Raw genomic sequence first — 23267 nt, forward strand, 5'->3', positions numbered from 1 at the left:
TTAAATGACGCCGCGTGCCTGCAGCACGCTTTTCGCCAGACTCCGCGTCGCCGACAACACCTCTTCCACCTGTCGATTCATCGCCTCGGTAGATGAGGCTATTTCCCCAAGCTCGACCACGCGCAGCGGGTGGCCGCGGACGGAGCCCAACCAGGTAAGGCCAGGAACCGTGCCAACTTCGACATCCAGTAAGAAGCTTCCGTGGGAGACGGAGCGCAACAGTTGGCTGGCATAACAGGCGTCGCGCCCAGCAGATTGTTCCGCGCCAGCTCCGACACGCAACCAGTCGACCATCAACGCCTCGGATTGCTTGACGGCCAGATAAGCCACCTGGCTCCAGTCATCTATCGCCATGTGAAGCTTGTCGATCAGATAGTGGGGCAACGCAGCGCTGGTAATGATGACCACCCCGACATCCGCCGAAGGTTCCTTTATCCAGACTGCGGATTGCGATATGGCATGCATGGCGGTACTCCCGGCGGCTCGGTAGACGCAGCTTGCTCCGGGCGACGATCCGACGATGAAGGCGTGACTCCGACATCGATGCCGACTCGTCCAGCGCCTCGTGAGCAAACTCGCGCCTACAGGCAATTGACGTCAATCAACCGTTGCGGAACAGGAAGCTGTAGGCACTCAGCGCAGGTGCACCGCCCAAATGTGCGTAAAGCACCTTCGAGCCTTCGGGGAACTCGCCACGGCGGACCATTTCAATCATTGCGTGCATGGATTTCCCCTCGTACACCGGATCGGTGAGCACGCCTTCCAGGCTCCCGCACAGACGAATGGCTTCCAGCGTACCTTCGTTGGGCAAACCATATTCCGGGTAGGCGAAGCGCGTATCGAGCACCACGTCGTCTTCTGTGATCTCGCGACCCAGCTCCACCAGCTCAGCGGTGTGCCGGGCGATGCGCAGGATCTGTGCCTTGGTTTTCTCCGGCTTGGCCGAGGCATCAATGCCGATAACGTTCTTCGAACGGCCGTCCGCAGCGAAACCCACGACCATGCCGGCCTGGGTACTGCCGGTCACGGAGCAGACCACGATGTAGTCGAATTTGAACCCCAGTTGTTTTTCCTGCTCCCGCACTTCCTCGGCAAAGCCGACGAACCCGAGGCCGCCGTAGGGATGTTCGGAACAACCCGCCGGTATCGGGAATGGCTTGCCCCCCCGCTCCACCACGTCGTTCATGGCCTTCTCCCAGCTGGGCCGGATACCGATATCGAACCCTGCGGCGTCCAGTCGTACGTCCGCCCCCATGATGCGGGACAGCTCTATGTTGCCGACCCGGTCGTACACGACATCGGAGTAATTCACCCAGTTTTCCTGCACCAGCACGCACTTCATGCCCAGGTGAGCGGCAACGGCGGCCACCTGGCGGGTCTGGTTCGACTGGATGCCCCCGATGGAGACCAGGGTATCGCAGCCTTGCTCGATCGCTTCGGGAATCAAATATTCGAGCTTGCGCGTTTTGTTCCCGCCGAAGGCCAGGCCACTGTTGCAGTCTTCGCGTTTGGCATACAACTCGACCTTGCCACCCAGATGCTCACCGAGGCGCTTCAACGGTGTGATGGGGGAAGGACCGAAGGTCAACGGATAACGTTCAAAACGATTCAGGTTCATGACACTGCTCCTTGGCTATTGGATATCCAAGCGCCTGCATTCCAGACTCTTTCAGGCTGGCTTCGATGGAATTCAATACTAAGAAATATTCGAAGAATTCGTGTTGCAAATTACCAACGAATAAAGAAATATAAGAAATATAAATATTTATTAAACACAATTTTATTATGAAAAACCCTATATGAGCACAACAAACAACCACAACAAGCCAGGCGAAACAGGCTCGCGGCCACAGCCGCTGGATCGAACCGACCGTGCCATTCTCAAGGCCCTGCAGCGAGATGCTTCCATCTCCAATGTGGCGCTTGCAGAGAGGGTGAAGTTGAGTGCGCCGGCTTGCCTCAGGCGCGTCGAGCGGCTCAAGCAGGTGGGTCTGATCAAGGGCATCGTCGCACTGCTGGACAATGAAGCGCTGGAGGCGGGGATGGTGGTGTTGATCGGCGTGGTGCTGGATCGCTCCACACCGGAATCCTTCGCTGCATTCGAAGCGGCCGCACAAAAAGTGTCGGGCTGCATGGAGTGCCATGTGGTGACGGGGGAGTTCGACTACTTCATGTTGCTGCGCACCAAGGACAGCAACAGTTTCAACCGGCTCCACGCGGAGCAATTGCTTTACCTGCCCGGAGTTCGCCAGATTCGCTCGTTCATGGGGTTGCGCCAGGTTCTGTCGACGACCCACATCCCCCTTTGAAGCTCAAGACAACCCGAAGCCAGGTTGATTGTTGGTGCGTACGCGCATCAGCACAGCGAACACCGCGAACCGGTGTTGCGTGACAGTTCAAAGGCAGAAGCACTCATTGGCCTGCTGTTGTGGGGGGCACGCCATGCGCACGAAATGGCGGGCGTGGCCCGCTCCCACAATGGCTCGCAGAAGGCCGCTCGCACCTTATGGCTGCCATCCCCCGCAGCAGGTTCATCTGCCCCCAAGGCCGACACATGACCGTTGTCACGACACTCTTTTCATCCGCCCCTGCGATTGCAGAGCGGTGGCGGATGAAGCGACGTCCATCCTACGACTTGAAGCTTTCTGGCCACCCCTAGGCCCGCTTGTTCAGCCCCCTGGCCAGGCGGTCGCCGGCGAACTGGATCAGGCTGACCAGCACCACCAGGGCGACGATCACGCTGAGCATCACCTGGCTGTCGAAGCGCTGGTAGCCGTAACGGTAGGCCAGGTCGCCGAGGCCGCCGGCACCGATGGCGCCGGCCATGGCCGAGGAGTTGATCATGGTCACCAGGGTGATGGTGAAGCCGCCGACGATGCCCGGCAGTGCCTCGGGCAGCAGCACGTGCCAGACGATGTGCCAGCGCCGACAGCCCATGGCCTGGGCCGCTTCGATCAGGCCATGGTCGACCTCGCGCAGGCTGACTTCGGCAATCCGCGCGAAGAACGGCGTGGCGGCGATGGTCAGCGGCACCACGGCGGCCCACACACCATAGCTGGTGCCGACCACCCAGCGGGTGAAGGGGATCAGCGCGACCATCAGAATCAGGAAGGGAATCGAGCGGAACAGATTGACGAAGCTACCCAGCAGCTGATTCAGGCGCGGCGCCGCGAAGATCCCGCCCTGGCTGCTGGTGACCAGGAACACCGCCAGCGGAATCCCCGCCAGCAGGGCCAGCAGCGACGACACGCCGACCATCAGCAGGGTGTCGAGAAACGCCTGCCAGAGACGCTCAAGCAGCAGCGACATAACCCAGTACCTCCACGTGATCCGCCAACCGACGGGCATTGTTCACCAGTGCCTCGCCGTCATGCGGGGAGGCGCTCACCGCCAGCAGCAGGTAACCCAGGGCATGCCCCTGAATGCGTTCGATGCCCCCATCGAGCAATGCCAGGCGGCCGCCAAGTGCACCGGCCACCGCGCCAAGGTCCGGCTCGGGGTTGCTGCCGGAAAACTGCAGACGCAGCACCACGGCATCGTCCGGTCGTTGCTGGCGCTCGCTGAGGCGCGCCTGTACGTCCGCCGGCAAGCCGTGGCGCAGCGGCGCCAGCAAGGTGCGGGTGACCGCATGGCGTGGTGCTCCGAAGACCCGCCAGACCTCGCCCTGCTCGACCACTTCGCCCTGCTCGAGCACCACCACGCGGTCGCAGATGTCGCGGATCACCGCCATCTCGTGGGTGATCAGCACGATGGTCAGCCCCAGGCGCCGATTGATCTCGCGCAGCAGGGCGAGGATCGCCTGGGTGGTTTCCGGGTCGAGGGCCGAAGTGGCCTCGTCGCACAGCAGGATCTGCGGGTCGTGCACCAGGGCACGGGCGATGCCCACGCGCTGCTTCTGGCCGCCGGACAACTGCGCCGGGTAGGCGCCGTGCTTGTCCTGCAGGCCAACCAGCTCCAGCAGCTCGCGCACCTTGCGCTGGCGCTGCTCGCGCGGCACCCCGGCCACCCGCAGCGGCAGCTCGACGTTCTGCCACACGGTCTTGGCCGACATCAGGTTGAAATGCTGGAAGATCATGCCGATGCGGCGGCGCAACTGCACCAGATGATCCTCGTCGAGCAGGCCGATGTCCTCGCCGTCGATCAGCACCTGGCCGTCGCTCGGCCTCTCCAGGCGATTGATGGTGCGGATCAGCGACGACTTGCCGGCGCCGCTGCGGCCGATGATGCCGAACACCTCGGCCCGGGTGATGCTCAGGTCGATGTCGCGCAGCGCCTGCACCGGGCCCTCGGCGCCCTGGTAGACCTTGTTGAGGCCGACGAAGCGCAGTTGCGCTTCGCCGTCCTGGCGGGCCCGGGCGACCTGCTGCAGGTGGGGATCGAAGCCGCTCATGCTCAGTGTTCCCAACCCGGCTGGTAGAGCGTGCCATAGGCCTTGTCGAGGGCCGCGCGCACGACCGGTGAATGCTGGTAGATGTCGACGAACTGGCGCAGCCGCGGGTCATCCTTGCTGGCCGGGCGGATGACGAACTGGATGATGTACTCCGGGTTCTCGACGCCGTCGAACAGCAGCGCCGACTCGGGATCGTGAGTGCCGGCCAGACGGATGTAGTGCGGGTAGCCCTGGGCCAGGTCGACCTCATCCAGCGCACGCACCAGTTGCACGGCCTCCAGCTCGATGATGCGAATGTCCTTCGGGTTGCTGGTGATGTCCTCCAGGGTGGCGCGGTAGCCAACGCCCGGCTTGAGGGTGATCAGCCCGGCACGCTGCAACAGCAGCAGGCCGCGCCCGCCATTGACCGGATCGTTGGCGATGGCCACCGTGGCCCCCTCGGGCAAGCTGGCAAAGTCCTGGTACTTCTTGGAGTACAGGCCGAGCTTGTTGATGATCCCCGGCGCATAGGGCACCAGGTCGTAGCCGCCGTCCTTCTTGGCGTTCTCGAGGAACGGCACGTGCTGGTAGTAGTTCACGTCGATGTCGCCGTTGGCCAGGCTGACGTTGGGCGCGATCCAGTCGCTGAACTCGATAAGCTCCACCTCCAGGCCCTGCTTTTTGGCTTCGGCCACTGCCACTTCCAGCGCCGGGGCGAAGGCCGCGGTGGTGCCGAGCTTGAGCGGGGGCGCCGCCAGGGCCTGGCCGCATAGGCTCAGCAGGGTACCCAGTGCGAGGGTTTTCAGTAACGTAGACATGGGTGTCATCCTTGGTCGATCAGTGAGAGTTGTCTGCAGGACTGGCAATCGCGGGCCAGTACCTGGCAGGTTGTCCCGCAGGGGCGTGCACACGCCGCGACGAACAGGCCACGGCTGGCCCGCCGGGCCATCACAGGGTGCCCCGGCGTGGTGGCAGGGCGTCGTTGAGGTAGTAGTTACCCACCGCGTGGTACTTCCAGCGCACCGGGTCGTGCAGGGTGTGGGTACGCGCGTTGCGCCAGTGGCGGTCCAGGTTGTGTTCGGCCAGGGTGCCGCGGCTGCCGGCCAGTTCGGGCAGCTTGCTGGACAGCGCCAGGGAGGTTTCGGTGCCGATCGCCCGCGCCTCAGCCACGGCGATCGAGGCCGCCGCCACGCTCGCCACATCGGGCTCAGCCTGGGCCAAATCGACCGCTTCGCCGGCACGTTCGAGCAGCGCCTCGGCGGCATGCAGGTGAATCGCCAGGCGGCCTATCGCCTTGAGGGTCAGCGGATCGTCGCTGGCCTTGTCCACGCCCGCGTCGATCCACGGCCGTGAACTGTTGCGCACGAAACTCAGGGTGTCTTCGTAGGCGGCGCGGGCGATGCCGATATCGATGGCCGCATGCAGCAGCTGGGCCAGGGGCCCTACCGCGGTGGGCCGCTCGAACGCGGCCTGGAACGGCACCACGTCCGCGGCGTCGACCGGCACCTGTTGCAACAGCACCGAGCCGCTGCCCGTGGTGCGCTGGCCGAAGCCGCTCCAGTCGTCGATGATTTCCAGCCCTGGCGCCTCGCGCGGCACGAAGGCCAGGTGGCCGACGCCCTGCTCGTCCACCGCCAGGGTGGGGATTCGCTGGGCGTACAAGGCACCGGTGGCGTAGAACTTGCGCCCGTCGATACGGAAGTTTTCACCTTCGGCGATCAGCCGCGTGGCGCGATCCTGGGAGGTCCTGGTGCCCAGTTCGGCCAGAGCGTTGCCGAAGCGTGCGCCCTGCAGCACCTCGCCGTACAGACGGCGCTGCTGCTCGGGGGTGCCGGTGTTGCGCAGCACCTCGAGGGCATAGAAATGGTTCTGCGGGATCTGCCCCAGGGAGCCGTCGGCCTGGGCGATGCGGGCGATCACCCGGGCCAGGGTGACATTCGATACGCCGGCGCCGCCGAACGCCCTGGGGACGCTGATGGCCCACAGCCCGGAGCGGCTGAACTGTTCCAGCTCGTCGTGCGGCAACTGGCGGTCGCGGTCGCGCCGGGCGGCACCGGCGCGAAACGCCTCGGCCAGGCCATTGGCGACCTGCAGGGCTTCGGCGTCGCTGCCGATCAGGGCCGGCGCGGGATTCAAGGCTGCATTCATGGCTCAGATCCAGGAGTGACGGGCGGGATGCCGCCCATTGAGGTGGTAGGCGCCGACCGCGTGGTACTTCCAGCGCACCGGGTCGTGCAGGGTGTGGGTACGGGCGTTGCGCCAATGCCGGTCGAGGCCGAACTCGGCCAGGGTGGCGCGGCTACCGGCCAGTTCCAGCAGTTTCTCGCTGGCCAGCAGACTGACCTCGGTGGTCAGCACCTTGGCTTCGGCGACGGCGATCGAGGCGCGCGCCGCGGCATCGGCGTCGATGGCACCGGCACTGACCTCGTCGAGCACCTGGGCAGCCTTGCGCAGCAGCGCTTCGGCAGCATGCAGGTCGACATGCAGACGGCCGATATCGGCGATCACGTAGGGGTCGTCGCTGGCTCGCTCGACATTGGCATCGACCCAGGGCCGCGACTTGTCGCGGATGAAGGCAATCGCATCGTTCAACGCGCCGGCGGCGATACCGGCATCGATGGCGGCCTGGATCAACTGCGAAGCGGCGCCCTGGATACTGGGCCGCTCGCCGAACTGCCAGAGCGGGACCAGGTTGTCTGCATCGACCTCGACCCGATCCAGCAGCACCGTGCCGCTGGCGGTGGTGCGCTGGCCGAAGCCGGACCAGTCGTCGACGATACGCAGTCCCTGGCGCCCGCGCTGGATCAGCGCCAGCACCGGCCGCTCCTGCTCGTCGAGCACCTTGACCGCCACCCAGTGGGCGAACAGCGCACCGGTGGAGTAGAACTTCTCGCCGCTGACCACATAGCGCTCGCCGTCGCGCTGCAGGCGGGCACGCAGGTCGAGGGTGTGCTTGCTGTGACGCTCCGGCCCGGCATTGCCGATGCGCCAGCCTTGCAGCACGCTGCCGAACAGACGCTGGCGCTGCGCAGGGGTGGCCAGCAACTGCAGCAGGGCGAGCATGCCGAACTGGTTCTGCGGAATCTGCCCGAGCGCCGGATCCACCGCGGAAATCAGGCGGAACACCTCGGCGATGGTGCTGTAGGCCACCTGCGGCCCACCGTACTCACGGGGCACCGCGATGCTGCCCAGGCCACTGGCGGTGAACTGCTCGACCAGTGCCCAGGGCAGGCGTCGCTCTCGGTCACGCACCACCACCTCGGCGGCGGCCGCCTCGGCCAGGGCGCGGGCGGCGAACAGTGCCTCCTCGTCGTTCTGCAGGATACGCGCCGGGAGCAGTCGCGGCGCGACATCGGGTTCGGCGTCGCGGGCCGTGGCCTGGGAGGGATCGCCGCGCTCGGCAGCCGTCGGAACAACCATACACACCTCGATCAACGGGAGGGGCGCAGGCAGGACAACGGCCATGCCGGCGCAGAATCCATATACCCTAATTGAAGGTATGCAAATTAATTAAATAGCTTTTTAGAATAAACTTATACGGTCAGGCGCGCTTCTCACAGTGCCCCTGTGAACCACCTCGCCAGCTGGCCTAATGACGCCGATCAATGGTCGGGGCCACACCTGAGCCTAATATGAAGTGGCTTTTCGCCATCTCACGACATCGCCTCCTCCTGCACGCCATGCCCTCCAGCGCCCAGCGCAGCGCGGGCTGTGTGACGAGCGGGGAGGCGGTGCGTGGCGAAGCGCATGGTCTGTCACGCCGCCCATCTGCCGCCAATGGTCTGGCGGGCGGACTTCTTCCTCGCCGCGCAGAGATCCGCCATGAGCCACGAACAGGAATTCCAGGAATTGCTGCAACACCTCGGCCTGGGGCAGGATGAAATCCAGCAGCGCTTGCAGTTCCTCGACTGGAGCCTGGCCGACAGCGCGCGCCTGGGCCGTGACAGCGCCAGCGTGCTGCCTGGCCACGGCGCCTTTCTCGAGCGGCTCTACGACCGCCTGGGCGAATTCCCGGTGCCCGCCACCCTGATCGGCGACAGCGACACCGTGACCCGCCTCAAGCACAGCCAGAGCGATTACTATCGCCGCCTGTGGCAGGGGCCACACGACCAGGGTTATGTGCTCGACCGACTGCGCGTGGGCTGGGTACACCAGACGATCGGCCTCGACCTGAAGTGGTACCTGGGCGCCTACCGCCTGTATCTGCACGAAATGCTGCATGCGCTGCTCGGTACGCAACCGGCCTGCGACACCTTCGCCAGCCTGCTCAAGGCGGTGTTCTTCGATATCAGCCTGGCCCTGGATACCTACGGCGCCGCCCAGCGCAAGGCCCTGGAAGACAGTGAAGCGCGCTTCGCACGGGCCCTGCGCGGGGCCAACGACGGGATCTGGGACTGGCACATCGACCATGACCACCTGTACTGCTCGGAACGCTGGGCGAGCATGCTCGACCTGCACCGCGACCAGCTCGGCGAGCGCAGCGCCAGCTGGTTCTCCCGGGTGCACCCCGACGACCTCGGCGGCCTGCGCCTGGCCATCGACAATCATCTGCAGGGCCGCAGCCCTTCGCTCAACCACGAGTACCGCATGCGCCGCCGCGACAACAGCTACCTGTGGGTGCTGGTGCGCGGCGTCGCCGAACAGGTCGCTCCCGGCGAGCGGCGCATGGCCGGTTCGCAGACCGACATCAGCGAACGCCGCCAGGTCCAGGAACAGCTGCAGTACGCCGCCCGCCACGATCCGCTTACCGGCTTGTCCAACCGCACCCGGCTGCACGAGCTGCTCAGCCAGGCCATCCGCCGCCAGGGCCGCCCCGGCGCGCGGGAAACCGCCTTGCTGTTCATCGACCTGGATCGCTTCAAGCTGATCAACGACAGCCTCGGCCACCAGGTCGGCGACCAGGTGCTGGTGGAGGTGGCCCGCCGTCTGCAGCATTGCCTGCGCCCCGGCGACCACCTGATCCGCTTCGGCGGCGACGAATTCGTCGTGCTGCTCGACGACCTGGCCAGCAAGCAGGATGCCGAGTCGGTTGCCCAGCGCATGCTCGACAGCCTGCAACCGCCGATTCGGGTACAGCAACACCTGCTGGTGGTCAGCGCCAGCATCGGCATCGCCACGCTGGACGACAGCACCCCCGGAATGGACGCCCTGCAGGCCGCCGACCTGGCGCTGTACCGGGCCAAGGCCGCCGGCAAGGCGCAGTTCGCTCACTACAGCAAGGAATTGCAGAACCAGGCGCAGCAGAAACTGCTGCTGCAGAACGCCTTGAACCAGGCCCTGGCCCGCAACGAGTTCAGCCTGTGCTACCAGCCGATCTGCCGCATCGACCGCGAACGCCCGCAACTGGTCGGCGTGGAAGCCCTGCTGCGCTGGCAGCATCAGGGCCTGACCATCTCGCCCATGGAGTTCATCCCCGGCCTGGAAGAATCCGGCGCCATCCTCTCCGTCGGCGACTGGGTGCTGGAGCAGGCCTGCCGCCAGGTGCGCGCCTGGCAGGTGAACGGGCAGGCACGCCTGCGCTGCTCGGTCAACCTGTCCAGCCGGCAATTGCAACAGGGTGACTTCGCCGACCGGGTGCAATGCATCCTGCACAAGACCGGCCTGCCCGCCGCCAGCCTGGTGCTGGAGATCACCGAAAGCCAGTTGATGGAAGACAGCGCGCAAACCCTGGCCTGCCTGCGGGAGCTGGCGGCTCTGGGCGTGCAACTGGCCCTCGACGACTTCGGTACCGGCTATTCGTCCCTGGGGTATCTCAAGCGTTTCCCGCTGCACATCCTCAAGGTGGACAAGAGTTTCATCTGCGGCACGCCGCGCGACCCGGACTCGCGGGTGATCAGCCGCGCCATCATCGGCCTGGGCCTGAGCCTCGGTCTGGAAGTGGTAGCCGAAGGGGTCGAAGACACCAGCCACCTGGACTTCCTGCGCCTGGAGCACTGCCGCCTGGCCCAGGGATTCTGGTTCAGCCGGCCGCGCTCGGCCCCCGACATGCAACGCCTGCTCGATGGCGAGGACAGCTTCGAGGGCCTGGCAGCGCTCTTGCCATCCTCGATCGCGGCGGACTGGCTGGGCACGGCCAAGCCCGGAGGATGAGCCGCAGAGCGGTGGCGGGCGCCTGCGCGGGTGGCCCGCTGCCGGCAGGCGGGCCATGCGCAGCGTGGATCGATTACAAGTTTTTGCCGGTGCCCCACGCATCCGGCACACTAGCCGCTCCCGGGCCTAGGCTCGTCGCCACTGTCAGAGCCGTATGACCCGCAACCCACTCCGCCGCCTCGCCTTCGGAACCCTGCGCCGCCTGCTGTACCTGTGGGTACGTTCGGAAACCATCAACCAGTCGGCGTTCAGCCTCAAGCTCGATCGCAGCCTGCCGGTGTTCTACGTGATGCAGCAGCCTTCGGTCAGCGAACTGGCGGTGCTCGACCACGAATGCACCAAGGCCGGCCTGCCCAGGCCCGTACTGCCCGTGGCGCTGGGCGAGCAGATCGAGCCCGCTGCGTTCTTCTACCTGACCCCGGAGCCCGACTGGCTCGGTCGCCAGGACAAGCGCGGCATCTCACCGACCTTGCAACGCATGGTCACCGCCCTCGGCGAGCACCGTGCCGAAGAGGCGCAGATCATCCCGGTCAGCGTCTTCTGGGGCCAGTCACCGGATCACGAAACCAGTGCCTGGAAGCTGCTGTTCGCCGACAGTTGGGCGGTCACCGGCCGCCTGCGCCGCCTGGTCAGCATCCTGATCCTGGGCCGCACCACCCGTGTACAGTTTTCCACCCCCATCCAGCTGCGCGAACTGATCGCCCAGAACAAGGGCCAGGAACGCACCCTGCGCATGGTGCAGCGCATCCTGCGGGTGCACTTTCGCAACCAGAAGGCAGCGGTCATCGGCCCGGACGTGTCGCACCGGCGCAACCTGGTCAAGGGTTTGGTACATGGCCCGCAGGTCCGCCAGGCGATCGCCGAGGAGGCCGAGCGCGAGAACATCTCGGTGCACAAGGCCGAGGCCCTGGCCCTGCGTTATGGCAACGAGATCGCCTCGGACTACACCTATACGGCGATCCGCTTTCTCGAGCTGATCCTCTCCTGGTTCTGGAACAAGATCTACGACGGCATCAAGGTCAACCATATCGAAGGAGTGCAGGACATAGCCCAGGGCCACGAGGTGATCTACGTGCCCTGCCACCGCAGCCACATCGATTACCTGCTGCTCTCCTACCTGTTGTTCCGCAATGGCCTGACGCCGCCGCACATCGCCGCCGGCATCAACCTCAACATGCCGGTCATCGGTGGCCTGCTGCGCCGTGGCGGCGCCTTCTTCATGCGCCGTACCTTCAAGGGCAACCCGCTCTATACGGCGGTGTTCAACGAGTACCTGCACACCTTGATCAGCAAGGGCTATCCGGTGGAGTACTTCGTCGAGGGTGGCCGTTCGCGCACCGGCCGCATGCTGCGGCCGAAGACCGGCATGCTCGCCATCACCCTGCGCAGCTACCTGCAGAACCATCGCCTGCCGGTGGTGTTCGTGCCGGTATACATCGGCTACGAGCGCGTGCTGGAGGGCCGTACCTACCTGGGCGAACTGCGTGGGGCGAGCAAGAAGAAGGAATCGATCTTCGACATCTTCAAGGTCATCGGTGCACTCAAGCAGCGTTTCGGCCACGTGTGGGTCAACTTCGGCGAACCGATCAAGCTCGGCAGTTTTCTCGATGGCCAGCAACCCGACTGGCGCGACCAGAACCTGGGGCCGGACTATCGCCCTGCGTGGCTCAACGAGACCACCAACCGCCTCGGCGAGCGGGTGGTCCAGCGCCTCAACGAGGCGGCGGCGATCAACCCGGTCAACCTGGTGGCCCTGGCGCTGCTCTCCACCAGCAAGCTGGCGCTGGATGAACGCGCGCTGACGCGCATCCTCGACCTCTACCAGAGCCTGCTGCGCCGCGTGCCCTATTCACCACACACCACCCTGCCAGACGGCGATGGCCTGGCCCTGATCGAGTACGTGCGCGGCATGCAGCTGCTGTCCGAGCAGAAGGATGCCCTGGGGCGCATCCTCTATCTGGACGAGCAGAATGCCATCCTGATGACCTACTACCGCAACAACGTGCTGCACATCTTCGCCCTGCCCGGCCTGCTGGCGAGCTTCTTCCAGAGCAGCGGGCGGATGAGCCGCGAACAGATCCTGCGCTTCGTTCACGCGCTGTATCCCTATCTGCAGGCCGAACTGTACATCCGCTGGTCGGCGGACGAACTGGAAGGCGTGGTCGATCAGTGGCTCGAGGCATTCGTCGAACAGGGTCTGCTCAAGGTCGAGAACGACTTGTACGTGCGCCCGGCACCCAGTTCGCGACACTTCGTGCTGCTGACCCTGCTGTCCCGCGCCATCGCCCAGACGCTACAGCGCTTCTACATGGCCAGCGCACTGCTGCTCAATGCCGGGCAGAACAGCATCAGTGCCGAGGAGCTGGAGGACCTGTGTACGGTCATGGCCCAGCGCCTGTCGATCCTGCATGGCCTGAACGCGCCGGAATTCTTCGACAAGAGCCTGTTCCGCCACTTCATCCAGACCCTGCTCGACCAGGGCGTGCTGCGCCAGGACGACGCCGGCAAGCTCAGCCATCATCCTGAATTCGCCGAGCTGGCCGAAGGCGCCGCCAAACGCGTGCTGCCGGCGGAAATTCGCCTGTCCATCCGCCAGGTCACCATGGACCGCAGCGAGGGGTTGCTGGACGGACTCTAGGCCCGGCGGCCGGCCCGGGCCGTCATGCCGGCCGGACGCGACGATAGCATCCGCCCGTTATTGAGCTTTATCGCCACAGTCCCTAAGATGCGTGGCTGAGGCCATTCAGGGCAGGGATTTTCGTGCGTTACTACACAATTCTGGGATCACTGGCGATCATGGTTTCGGGTTGCGCCATGCAGCCTTCGGCCACATTGCCCCATAACGAAGAAAAGCCGGTACAACCGGCACCGGCCGCCCAACAGGCCTCTAGCGCGCCGATGGCAGCGCAATCGGCAGCGCAGGATGCGTCCGCCGCCGCGCCGGCTGGCCAGACGACCCCGGCCATACCGCCAGCGGCTGCGGCGAACGCCCAGGAGCCCCGGGAATACGAGATCCAGCCCGGCCAGTGCTGGGTTCAAGCCCAGGTCCGGCCGCGGCCGGTGCAGAGCACCCAGGAAATCGTGATCAAGGACTCGGTGAACAAGATCACCGTCACCCCTGCCGAGCTCGAAAAGGGCTTCAAGCAGGTGGTCACCCGCGAAGGTACCAAGACCTACCGCATCGAGCCGCCGACCTACCGTGTGGTATCCGAACAGGTGAAGGTGCGTCCGGAGGTCAAGCGCTACATCGTCGTGCCGGCGGTCTACGAAAACACCCAGCAAACCGTCACCCTCGAAGAAGCCAAGACCGTGCTCGACCAGTGCCGCGCCGCCGGCACCCGCTACTCCAGCGGTACCGGTGCCATGTCGTTCTGTGCACGCCAGGTACCGGCCAAGCAGGAAGTGGTCAAGGTCAAGAAGCTGGTGTCCCCGGAAACCGTGCGCGTCGAAACCGACCCGGCCGAGTACAAGAGCGTGACGCGCTGGATCGTCGACAAGCCTGCGCGGGCCGTCGAAGTGACCCTCGATCCGGAATACACCAAGGTCGCGTCCAGCGAGGTGGTCAGGCCGGTCGAGGCCAACCAGATCATCGTGCCGGAAGAGAAGCGCCACCTGCAGGTCACCCGCTTCGAGGGCAACGCGCGCATCGTTTCACGCCAGACCCTCTGCGATGGCGATATCAATGAAAACCTGGTGACCCGCCTGCAGCAGAGCCTGGTCAAGCAGGGCTTCAACCCTGGCAGCGTCGACGGCCTGCTCGGCAAGCGCACCCTCGACGCGCTGACCGAATACCAGACCGCCAATGGCCTGGCCGTCGGTGCGCTGACCCTGGAAAGCCTGACCGCCCTCGACGTGCAGTGACGCTGCCCCCGGCACGCCTCTGGGCGTGCCGGATACCCGCCGTTTTCCCCCGCTCCGCCCTGCAACCTTCGCCGCGAAGCGCGCCAGCCTGCTAAGCTCGCCGCCTATCTTAGCGTTCGAAGGTTACCGCCATGCTCCGCATTCCTGTTCTCGTCGCCGGCCTGCTGCTGTCCGCCAACGTGTTCGCCCTGTCGCTTTCCGACCTCAGCCAGCAGGACGCCAGCGGCGGCCTGAAGGATGCCCTCACCCAGGGCGCCAAGGTAGCCGTGCAGCAGCTCGGCAAGCCCGGAGGCTTCAGCGGCAACCCCGAGGTGCGCATCGAACTGCCGGGCAAGCTCGGCAAGGCGGCCAAGACCATGAAGATGATGGGCATGGGCACTCAGGTCGAACAGCTGGAAACCAGCATGAACCAGGCCGCCGAAGCTGCAGTGCCGCAAGCCCAGGCGCTGCTGGTCGACGCGGTGAAGAAGATGAGCGTGCAGGACGCCAAGAGCATCCTCTCCGGCGCGCAGGACTCGGCCACGCAATACCTGGACAAGAGCAGCCGCGAGCAGATCCGCGCCAAGTTCCTGCCCATCGTCAAGCAGGCCACCAATCAGGTTGGCCTGGCCAAGCAGTACAACAGCTTCGCCAGCCAGGCCGCCACCTTCGGCGTACTCGATGCGAAGAGCGCGAATATCGAAAGCTACGTGACCGAACAGGCCCTCGACGGCCTGTTCGAGATGATCGCCAAGCAGGAAGCCGGCATCCGCGAGAACCCCGCTGCCGCCGCCACCAGCTTGGCGAAGAAGGTGTTCGGCGCACTCTGACAGCAACCGGAGGCTGCCGCGCACCCCGGCGCGCTCAGAGCCTGTTCACCATCATTCGCCTTAATTCCATATGCAACGACCGCAAAGTGGCGGAAGCAGCCGTAGGGTGGATCGGGGCGCGTAGCCGACGCTATTTTCATCCACCATCGCGATCGCAGAACGGTGGACGGGTCGGGCCGCGTAGGTGAAGCGTCGGCTACGCGCCCCGATACACCGGTTATGAAGCCCGCCAAATCGAATGTCCGCTTCTGCCGCCAAAAGCGGACGATCGATTTTACTATCGAACGCGAACGTTAGACCTGTTTCTGAGCACTTGCTTAGAACACCTAGGCGTCCATGAAGACACAGTCGCCACCTTCCCCTTTTCTGGGACTGATGAGCAAACCTCATGAAGCCTTGCCGATTTGCCGTCTAGTACTCATTCGTTAGCCCGCTTACTGTTCCCCAACGCCATATTCGGGAGAACGAAATGCACAAACGTACACTTGGCAACAGCTCACTTGAAGTATCGGCACTCGGTTTCGGCTGTATGGGCCTGAGCCATGGCTATGGTCCGGCAACGGACACTCAGCAAGCGATCTCGCTGATTCGCTCGGCGGTGGATCGCGGCGTCACGTTCTTCGATACCGCCGAATTCTATGGCCCCTATATCAATGAACAAGTAGTCGGCGAGGCGCTGGCGCCAGTTCGCGACCAAGTCGTGATCGCTACAAAATTCGGCTTCGCCGTCGGCGCCGACAATACAAAGCAGACTCTGGACAGCCGGCCCGAACGTATTCGAATAGCCCTCGAGGGTTCGTTGCGTCGACTGAAGACCGATTACATCGATTTGCTCTACCAACACCGCGTTGATCCGGACGTGCCGATCGAAGACGTCGCCGGCGTAGTGAAGGACTTGATTAGCGAAGGCAAGGTCAAGCACTTCGGCCTGTCGGAGGCCGGTGCGCAAACCATTCGTCGCGCCCATGCGGTACAGCCGGTCACGGCGCTGCAAAGCGAATACTCGCTGTGGTGGCGCGAGCCTGAGCTGGAAATCCTGCCGACCCTTTGGGAGCTGGGCATCGGCTTCGTACCGTTCAGTCCATTGGGCAAAGGCTTTCTCACCGGCACGGTGTCGGCCGAGGCCACTTATGGCAGTGACGACTTCCGCAGCATCGTCCCGCGTTTCAGCCAGTCGGCGCTGCAGGCAAATCAGGGTCTGGTGGTGTTGATCCGCCAGATTGCTGCGCAGAAACAAGCGACACCGGCCCAGATCGCGCTGGCCTGGCTGCTCGCGCAGGCACCGTGGATTGTGCCGATTCCGGGCACGACCAAACTGCATCGCCTGGAAGAAAACCTCGGCGGCGCGAACATCACCCTCGACGCCGCCGAACTCAAGGCCATTGATACGGCGCTGACGCAGATCCGCATCGAAGGCGAGCGCTATCCCGAGGCACTCCAGGCGCGCGTCGGTCGATGAGTAACGATCACGATCCGCTGCGGCGCACGGTCATCGCCGCACTGGCGAGCGCCCCGCTGCTGTCGCTCGCCGACACGCAAGGCGCCAGTGAAACACCGCGTTCGGGCTCGCGGATTCTGGTCGCGTATTTCTCGCGCTCGGGCAATACCCGCGTGATTGCTGGGCTGATCCAGCGTGGACTGGGTGCCGATCTGTTCGAGATTCGCCCCGCCCACGCCTACCCCGAGGACTATCTGCAAACCGTGGAACAGGCGCGCCAGGAACGTGATAGTGGCTTCGAACCCGAGCTGCAAAACACGGTTCACGCCCTCAGCGACTACGACACGATCTATCTCGGCTTTCCGATCTGGGGTGAAACCGCCCCGCCGATCGTGCGCGCATTCCTCAGCGCCCACGACCTGACCGGCAAGACCCTCATCCCCTTCAACACCCATGGTGGATATGGCCTGGGCAACAGCCGCCGTGTGCTGGTCAAGCACGCGCCGAAGGCCAAAGTGCTGGAAGGTTTTGTGGTGGAGGGTGAGCAGGAGCGCAAGACCATGGAACGCGTGAACGGCTGGCTGAACGATCACCACCTCACGCGCTAATCGAATTCTGTACGGAGTAACTCCATGAAAATCCGCACGTTGGGTAATGGCCTGGAAGTGTCCGCTTTGGGTCTTGGCTGCATGAGCATGACGTCGGCCTACGGGCCGGCTGCCGACCAAGCCAGCATGATCAAGCTGATTCGTTCGGCCCACGAGCAAGGCGTCACCTTGTTCGACACCGCCGAAGCGTATGGCCCGTTCGCCAATGAAGAGCTGCTGGGTGAGGCCTTGCAGCCGATCCGCGAGCAGGTCGTCATCGCCACCAAGTTCGGCTTCGATATCGACCTGATCACCGGCGCACGTAGCGGCGGCACCAACAGCCGCCCGGAGCATATACGCGCCGTGGCCGAAGCGGCGTTGAAGCGTCTGCGCACCGATCGCATCGACCTGTTTTATCAGCACCGCGTTGATCCGCAGGTGCCCATCGAAGACGTCGCCGGCACCATCAGGGATCTGATCGCCGAGGGCAAGGTCAAGCATTTCGGCCTGTCTGAGGCGGGTGTGGAAACCATTCGCCGGGCTCACGCGGTGCAAGCAGTCACGGCGGTGCAAAGCGAATATTCGCTGTTCTGGCGCGGCCCGGAACTGGAACTGCTGACAGTGCTGGAAGAACTGGGAATCGGCTTCGTACCGTTCAGCCCGCTGGGCGCCGGTTTCCTCACCGGTCAGATAGACGAGCACACGCAGTTCGACGCCAGCGATTTCCGTAACTTCGTCCCGCGCTTTTCCCCTGAGGCGCGCAAGGCCAATCTGGCGCTGGTCGACGTGGTGAAAGCCGTCGCGCAACGCAAGCACGCCACGCCGGCGCAAGTGGCGCTGGCCTGGTTGCTCGCACAGAAACCGTGGATTGTGCCGATCCCGGGGACGACCAAACAGCATCGCCTGGAAGAGAACCTGAGCGCGGTCGGGCTGCAATTGACCGGCGACGAACTGCGCGTGATCAACGAGCAGATGGCGCAGATTCAGGTGCACGGTGAACGTCTACCGGAGTCGGCACTGAAAATGACCGGACTCTGAGTCTGCCCAACGCGGCGCTATGTGCGGCGTCGCTTTCCCTGTCTGACCGGAGAGCTGATCCGATGAACCGATTGATTGCGCCACTCGTTGCTTTGTCTCTGATGGCGGCGGAGTCCCAAGCCGCCAGCGAAATCCGTATTTCGCCAAACGGCTCGCAGCCCTCGGTCAAGGGCACGGCGCAAAACTTTACCGGCACGGTGCGCGTTGATGGCCTGTTCAAAGGTGATGCGCCCGCGCGCATCGGCGGCGGCACGGTGACCTTCGAGCCGGGCGCACGCACGGCGTGGCACACCCATCCGCTAGGGCAAACGCTGATCGTAACTGCCGGCGTCGGCTATGTGCAGCAAGAAAGTGGCGCGCGTCAGGAAATCCGTCCGGGCGACATTGTCTGGATTCCACCGAACACCCGTCACTGGCACGGCGCCACGGCCAACAACGGCATGACCCACATCGCCATCGCTGAAGCCGAGAACGGCAAAACCGTCACCTGGGCGGAGCAGGTATCGGAGGCGCAATACGCCGGCCAATAAAGTTACGGAATGTGTCGAAGCTGCTCGACCGGCACGTTCGCGGCAAACCGCCACGCAACCTCAAGGCCCCGTAACAACAGGCCCGCACCGGGATTCCAGCGGTTATTGCAACGTCGACTCATGAGCTCTGCTCAGGAGTCCATGCGCAATTTCGGGGTTAATCGCCACAACCATCCTCCTTACGATCCAGCCACACCGCAGCGCCCCGCAATGGATGGAGCCCTTCACGATGATCACTGACACCCGCAACAGCACTGCCCTCCCCACACTCATGGCGCTCTGCCTGAGCGTCGGGGCGATGATCAGCGTTACCACTCAAGCAGCCGAAGCCTCGCCCACCATGACCAGCACATCTGCCGGCGCAGCCAACTTGTCGAGCCAGCAACAAGCCATTCCACTGATCGCGGCGTTCATGGCGACCAGCGACATGCCCAACCTCAACACGGCGCTCAACCAAGGACTCGATGCTGAGCTGAGCATCAGCGAAGCCCGGGAAATTCTCGTGCAGCTCTACGCCTACGTCGGCTTCCCACGCAGCCTCAACGCCTTGAATGAATTGATGACGGTGGTGCAGGCGCGCAAACAGCGCGGCATCGAAGATTCGCCGGGGCGTGAGCCGAGCCGGGCGATTCCGGTCGGGGATGAGTTGCTGGCCGCCGGCACTGCGAATCAAACCAAGATCTCCGGCGCCCCGGTCAAAGGCCCGGTATTCGAGTTCGCCCCGGTGATCAACCGGTTCCTGCAAACGCACCTGTTCGGCGACATCTTCGAGCGCGACAACCTCGACTGGCAAAGTCGCGAACTGGCGACTGTCGGTGCGCTGGCAGCGACGCCGGGGGTCGAGCCTCAGTTGCGCTCGCACATGGCGGCGAGCCTGCGCGTCGGTCTCAGCGCGGCACAGTTGCACCAAGTCACCGAGCTGCTGAAAAAGCATGGCGATGCACAGACTGCCGAGCGGGCCAACGCAGCGCTGGCCCAAGCCCTCACGGCTTCGAGGAAATGACATGAGAACTGCAAAACATTTGCTAAGCGTCACGCTGTTGAGCCTGTTGGCGGCCTGCGCGAACCACTCCGAAGGCCCGCTGCTGATCCAGAAACAAGGCAGCTTCGCCGCCGGCGGAACGATGACCACGACACCGGGCACCTTCAACCCGCGCCAACCGATGACGCCCGACGGCCAGACCTACCACGGTGACCACGCCTACGCCTTCTATCAGATCCCGGTGGACGCGCGAAAACTGCCCATCGTCATGTGGCACGGCGCCGGTCAGTTTTCCAAGACCTGGGAAACCACCGCCGATGGCCGCGCAGGCTTTCAGAACATTTTTCTGCGCCGCCACTATGGCGTCTATCTGATCGATCAGCCCCGGCGTGGTGATGCCGGGCGCAGCATGGTCGAGACCACCATCAAGCCTGTGCCGGACGAACAACTGTGGTTCAACCAGTTCCGCATCGGCCTGTGGCCCCACTACTTCAACGGCGTACAAGTGGCACAGGACTCAGAAACCCGCGAGCAGTTTTTCCGGGCGATGACGCCGAACACCGGGCCGTTCGACATGGACGTGATCTCCGATGGCGTATCAGCGCTGTTCGACAAAATCGGCCCGGGGATTTTGTTCACCCATTCCCAGGGTGGCGGACCAGGCTGGTTGACGGCGATCAAGAACGACAAGGTCAAGGCCATCGTGGCGTTCGAGCCTGGCAGCAGTTTCGTGTTTGCTGACGGTGAAGTGCCGGCGCCGATCCCCAGCGCGTTCGACACGGTGCAAGGCGCAGCGGTGCCGATGGAGCAATTCATGGCACTGACGCGTATTCCGATTCTGATCCTCTACGGCGACAACATCCCGGAACAGGCCATAGACCTACCCGCGCAGGACAGTTGGCGCGCGCGCCTGGAGATGGCCCGCGTGTGGCGTGATGCGGTCAATCGGCACGGCGGTGACGTGCGGCTGATCCACCTGCCGGAAATCGGCATCCACGGCAATACCCACTTCCCCATGTCGGATCTGAACAACGTGCAGATCGCTGACCTGGTCGCGCAATTCCTCAAAGAAAAACAGTTGGACTGACCCAACACTTTTGCAACTGCCGCCCTTTTGATTGCTACGGAGCTTCACGTGAAGAACTCTCTCAAAGCCACGTTCATGTCGGCATTGGTCGGCCTCTCGGCAGGCGAAGCCTTGGCCGCCGACTACAAGAAGAACCCGTTCACCCTCGCCTACGACGGCGCGATCACCCGCAACGAACCCGGCAAGGTCAACATCCACCCGGTCAGCTATAAGCTCAACGGTCTGGACATCGCCGCCAACGTCTACACTCCTGCCAATTACGACGCGAAGAAGATCTACCCGACCGTGGTGGTTGCGCATCCGAATGGCGGCGTAAAAGAGCAAGTCGCCGGTCTGTATGCCCAGCGCCTCGCCGAACAGGGCTACATCACCATCACGGCCGATGCGGCGTATCAGGGCGCCAGTGGTGGTCAGCCGCACAGCATCGATAAACCAGCGTATCGCATCGAAGACATTCATGGCATGGCCGATTTCATCGGCCAGTTTGCCGGTGTCGATGACAGGCGTCTGGGCTTGCTCGGCATCTGCGGTGGTGGTGGTTATTCGTTGGCGGCGGCGCAAACCGACAAACGCTTCAAATCGCTGGCGACGGTGAGCATGTTCAACTCGGGCCGCGTGCGCCGCAACGGCTACAATGACTCGCAAATGGACAGCATCCAGCAACGTATGCAACAGGCGTCAGAAGCCCGCGCGCAAGAAGCGGCCGGTGGCGCGGTGCTGTATTCGGGGGATGCCAACCTCACCGACGAGCAGATCGCCAAACTGCCTTTCGAGCTGTATCGCCAAGGTTATGAGTACTACTGGAAGACCCACGCGCACCCGAACTCGACCTTCAAATATACCACCAGCAGCCTGATCGATTTGATGCGTTTCGACGCCACTGACCATATCGAGCTGATCAATCAACCATTGCTGATGATCGCCGGCAGCAAGGCCGACAGCCTGTACATGACTCAGGATGCGCTCGCGAAAGCCAGCGGTACCACCGACAAGGAAGTGTTCATCCTCGACGGCGCCACGCACATCGAAACCTATTGGGTTCCGCGTTATGTCGATGCCGCGATTGGCAAACTGACCGCGTTTTACACCCGCACCTTGTAATCAACTCTCTAGGTGCCGCGCATCCGTGTGCAACCTGCTTTCATGGATTAATCCCGCGCCCCTCATGAGAGGTTCTCATCAATGTCCCGCGCCAATCTCAATGACCTGCAAGCCTTCGTGGTCATCACCCGCGAAGGCAGTTTCACCCGCGCCGCCGCCCAGCTTGGCGTCTCGCAGTCGGCGCTGAGCCACACCCTGCGGGCACTGGAAACCAGGCTGGGCGTGCGCTTGCTGACGCGCACCACGCGTAGCGTTTCCCCGACCGAGGCCGGTCAACGCTTGTATCAATCGATGGCGCCGCGCTTTGATGAGATTGAACTGGAACTGGCGGCGGTCAGCGAGTTTCGCGACACCCCGGCCGGCAATGTGCGAATCCAGGCGTCGGAACACGCGGCGAACAATATACTCTGGCCGAAGCTGCTGAAGGTGCTGCCCGACTACCCGGACATCAAAGTCGAAATCACCGTCGACTACGCCCTCTCCGACATCGTTGCGCAGCGTTATGACGCGGGTGTACGCCTGGGTGAACAGGTGGCCAAGGACATGATCGCCGTGCCGATCGGGCCATCGTTGCGCATCGCCGTTGTCGGATCGCCGCAGTATTTCCAGCATCGGCCTTACCCGATGGAACCGGGAGATCTGGCGGCGCACAACTGCATCAACCTGCGCCTGCCGACTCACGGCAGCCTGATGCAATGGGATTTCGAAAAGGATGGCCACGAACTCAAGGCCCGCGTCGAAGGCCAATGGACATTCAACAGCAGCGTGCCAATTCTGCGTGCGGCCTTGGCAGGATGTGGCTTGGGTTTCCTGCCGGAGGACATGGTGGCGAAGGAGCTTGCCGACGGTAGTCTTGTGCGGGTGCTGGAAGATTGGTGCCAACCCTTTGCCGGTTACCATCTCTACTATCCCAATCGCCGTGAACATTCATCAGCGTTTGGCGTTGTAGTTGAAGCGTTACTCTACAAGCGCTGAGTCAGCGACCTTCGAGGCGTCTGATTTTTACCCGACCCACAAACCCGTGAATGAGCAGATGCTTTTGATCGATTGCAGTCGAACGCGACCGGCTGCAATGGGTGGCGATTGCAGACGTTCGCTGCTTTGGCTTTTGATGTTTCTCCTGCACCGAAATAACAGGCGACACCAATCGCCCCCTTCAGGAGGCTGAATGGAGTCCCTGTGCAGGGGGACGAGCCGCATGGATGCGGCGGGAGACCTGATGGGCCAGGGATGGCCATTCCAGGCCGGCCCCCGGAACGACGATGAAATGGGGGAACCCCAGCGAAGCTGGGGTCGGATGTCGGGGCTAGACCTTTTGGTTTCTTTTGGCGGGGCCGGCCATCCGGGCAATTCCAAAAGAAACCCGCTCGCCAGA

The 23267-nt window shown here is 63.6% G+C and carries 19 protein-coding genes and 1 pseudogene; 13 read left to right on the top strand and 7 right to left on the bottom strand.

The genetic code is table 11. The features are described 5' to 3' along the window. Together BLR94_RS08300 and BLR94_RS08305 are read right to left on the bottom strand one after the other, a co-directional pair. Positions 1–465 carry a transketolase gene (locus tag BLR94_RS08300; RefSeq protein WP_084304290.1) on the bottom strand — a complete coding sequence of 155 codons (465 nt, stop codon included), beginning with the start codon at positions 463–465 and terminating at the stop codon, positions 1–3. Positions 466–601: 136 nt separating this feature from the next. Next, positions 602–1618, bottom strand: a complete 1017-nt coding sequence (locus BLR94_RS08305) for a 1-aminocyclopropane-1-carboxylate deaminase (protein ID WP_084304291.1) — start codon at positions 1616–1618, stop codon at positions 602–604. Between the two features lie 181 nt (positions 1619–1799). On the opposite strand from BLR94_RS08305, the gene BLR94_RS08310 reads away from it, so the two are divergent. Further along, positions 1800–2309: an Lrp/AsnC family transcriptional regulator gene (locus tag BLR94_RS08310; RefSeq protein WP_084304292.1), complete on the top strand. Its 510-nt coding sequence runs from the start codon at positions 1800–1802 to the stop codon at positions 2307–2309. A gap of 346 nt (positions 2310–2655) precedes the next feature. Here the strand turns inward: BLR94_RS08310 and BLR94_RS08315 are convergent, their stop codons facing one another. From BLR94_RS08315 to BLR94_RS08335, 5 genes and pseudogenes are all read right to left on the bottom strand, one after another. Beyond that, positions 2656–3309, bottom strand: coding sequence for a methionine ABC transporter permease (locus BLR94_RS08315; protein WP_084304293.1), 654 nt, complete (start codon positions 3307–3309; stop codon positions 2656–2658). Further along, a pseudogene (locus BLR94_RS08320) lies at positions 3293–4333 on the bottom strand (methionine ABC transporter ATP-binding protein); the annotation flags it as partial. The gene BLR94_RS08315 and the pseudogene BLR94_RS08320, both read right to left, overlap by 17 nt. A gap of 59 nt (positions 4334–4392) precedes the next feature. After that, positions 4393–5187, bottom strand: a complete 795-nt coding sequence (locus BLR94_RS08325) for a MetQ/NlpA family ABC transporter substrate-binding protein (protein WP_084304295.1) — start codon at positions 5185–5187, stop codon at positions 4393–4395. 130 nt (positions 5188–5317) lie between these two features. Continuing rightward, positions 5318–6517 (bottom strand): SfnB family sulfur acquisition oxidoreductase, encoded by a 1200-nt coding sequence (locus tag BLR94_RS08330; RefSeq protein WP_084304296.1) that lies wholly within the window; start codon positions 6515–6517, stop codon positions 5318–5320. 3 nt (positions 6518–6520) lie between these two features. Beyond that, positions 6521–7789: an SfnB family sulfur acquisition oxidoreductase gene (locus BLR94_RS08335; RefSeq protein WP_084304297.1), complete on the bottom strand. Its 1269-nt coding sequence runs from the start codon at positions 7787–7789 to the stop codon at positions 6521–6523. 402 nt (positions 7790–8191) lie between these two features. Between BLR94_RS08335 and BLR94_RS08340 the strand changes: the two genes are divergently transcribed. The 12 genes from BLR94_RS08340 (at position 8192) to BLR94_RS08395 (ending at position 22867) form a co-directional block, all read left to right on the top strand. Next, on the top strand, positions 8192–10459 hold the full coding sequence (locus BLR94_RS08340; protein ID WP_084304298.1) for a putative bifunctional diguanylate cyclase/phosphodiesterase: 2268 nt from the start codon (positions 8192–8194) through the stop codon (positions 10457–10459). Between the two features lie 154 nt (positions 10460–10613). Next, on the top strand, positions 10614–13097 hold the full coding sequence (gene plsB / locus BLR94_RS08345; protein WP_084304299.1) for a glycerol-3-phosphate 1-O-acyltransferase PlsB: 2484 nt from the start codon (positions 10614–10616) through the stop codon (positions 13095–13097). A gap of 122 nt (positions 13098–13219) precedes the next feature. Further along, positions 13220–14320: a peptidoglycan-binding domain-containing protein gene (locus BLR94_RS08350; protein ID WP_139207424.1), complete on the top strand. Its 1101-nt coding sequence runs from the start codon at positions 13220–13222 to the stop codon at positions 14318–14320. 131 nt (positions 14321–14451) lie between these two features. Then, positions 14452–15129 carry a DUF4197 domain-containing protein gene (locus tag BLR94_RS08355; RefSeq protein WP_084304301.1) on the top strand — a complete coding sequence of 226 codons (678 nt, stop codon included), beginning with the start codon at positions 14452–14454 and terminating at the stop codon, positions 15127–15129. A 469-nt stretch (positions 15130–15598) separates the two neighbouring features. Further along, positions 15599–16588 (top strand): aldo/keto reductase, encoded by a 990-nt coding sequence (locus BLR94_RS08360; RefSeq protein WP_084304302.1) that lies wholly within the window; start codon positions 15599–15601, stop codon positions 16586–16588. Further along, positions 16585–17175 carry a flavodoxin gene (locus BLR94_RS08365; protein WP_084304303.1) on the top strand — a complete coding sequence of 197 codons (591 nt, stop codon included), beginning with the start codon at positions 16585–16587 and terminating at the stop codon, positions 17173–17175. Before BLR94_RS08360 ends, BLR94_RS08365 begins: the two co-directional genes overlap by 4 nt. A gap of 24 nt (positions 17176–17199) precedes the next feature. After that, positions 17200–18192 (top strand): aldo/keto reductase, encoded by a 993-nt coding sequence (locus BLR94_RS08370; protein ID WP_084304304.1) that lies wholly within the window; start codon positions 17200–17202, stop codon positions 18190–18192. Positions 18193–18254: 62 nt separating this feature from the next. Then, positions 18255–18722 carry a (R)-mandelonitrile lyase gene (locus tag BLR94_RS08375; protein WP_084304305.1) on the top strand — a complete coding sequence of 156 codons (468 nt, stop codon included), beginning with the start codon at positions 18255–18257 and terminating at the stop codon, positions 18720–18722. A gap of 229 nt (positions 18723–18951) precedes the next feature. Then, positions 18952–19725: a carboxymuconolactone decarboxylase family protein gene (locus tag BLR94_RS08380; RefSeq protein WP_084304306.1), complete on the top strand. Its 774-nt coding sequence runs from the start codon at positions 18952–18954 to the stop codon at positions 19723–19725. 121 nt (positions 19726–19846) lie between these two features. Beyond that, positions 19847–20791 (top strand): alpha/beta hydrolase, encoded by a 945-nt coding sequence (locus BLR94_RS08385; RefSeq protein WP_175154220.1) that lies wholly within the window; start codon positions 19847–19849, stop codon positions 20789–20791. Between the two features lie 48 nt (positions 20792–20839). Further along, the gene (locus BLR94_RS08390; RefSeq protein ID WP_084304308.1) at positions 20840–21892 is read left to right on the top strand and encodes an alpha/beta hydrolase; all 1053 of its coding nucleotides are present in this window, start codon (positions 20840–20842) and stop codon (positions 21890–21892) included. Positions 21893–21973: 81 nt separating this feature from the next. Next, entirely contained in the window at positions 21974–22867 is an 894-nt protein-coding gene (locus BLR94_RS08395) for a LysR family transcriptional regulator (protein ID WP_084304309.1), read from the top strand. Positions 22868–23267 lie beyond the last annotated feature (400 nt).

Origin of the sequence: Phytopseudomonas flavescens (assembly GCF_900100535.1) — a bacterium.
In the GTDB taxonomy this organism is placed as follows: domain Bacteria; phylum Pseudomonadota; class Gammaproteobacteria; order Pseudomonadales; family Pseudomonadaceae; genus Aquipseudomonas; species Aquipseudomonas flavescens.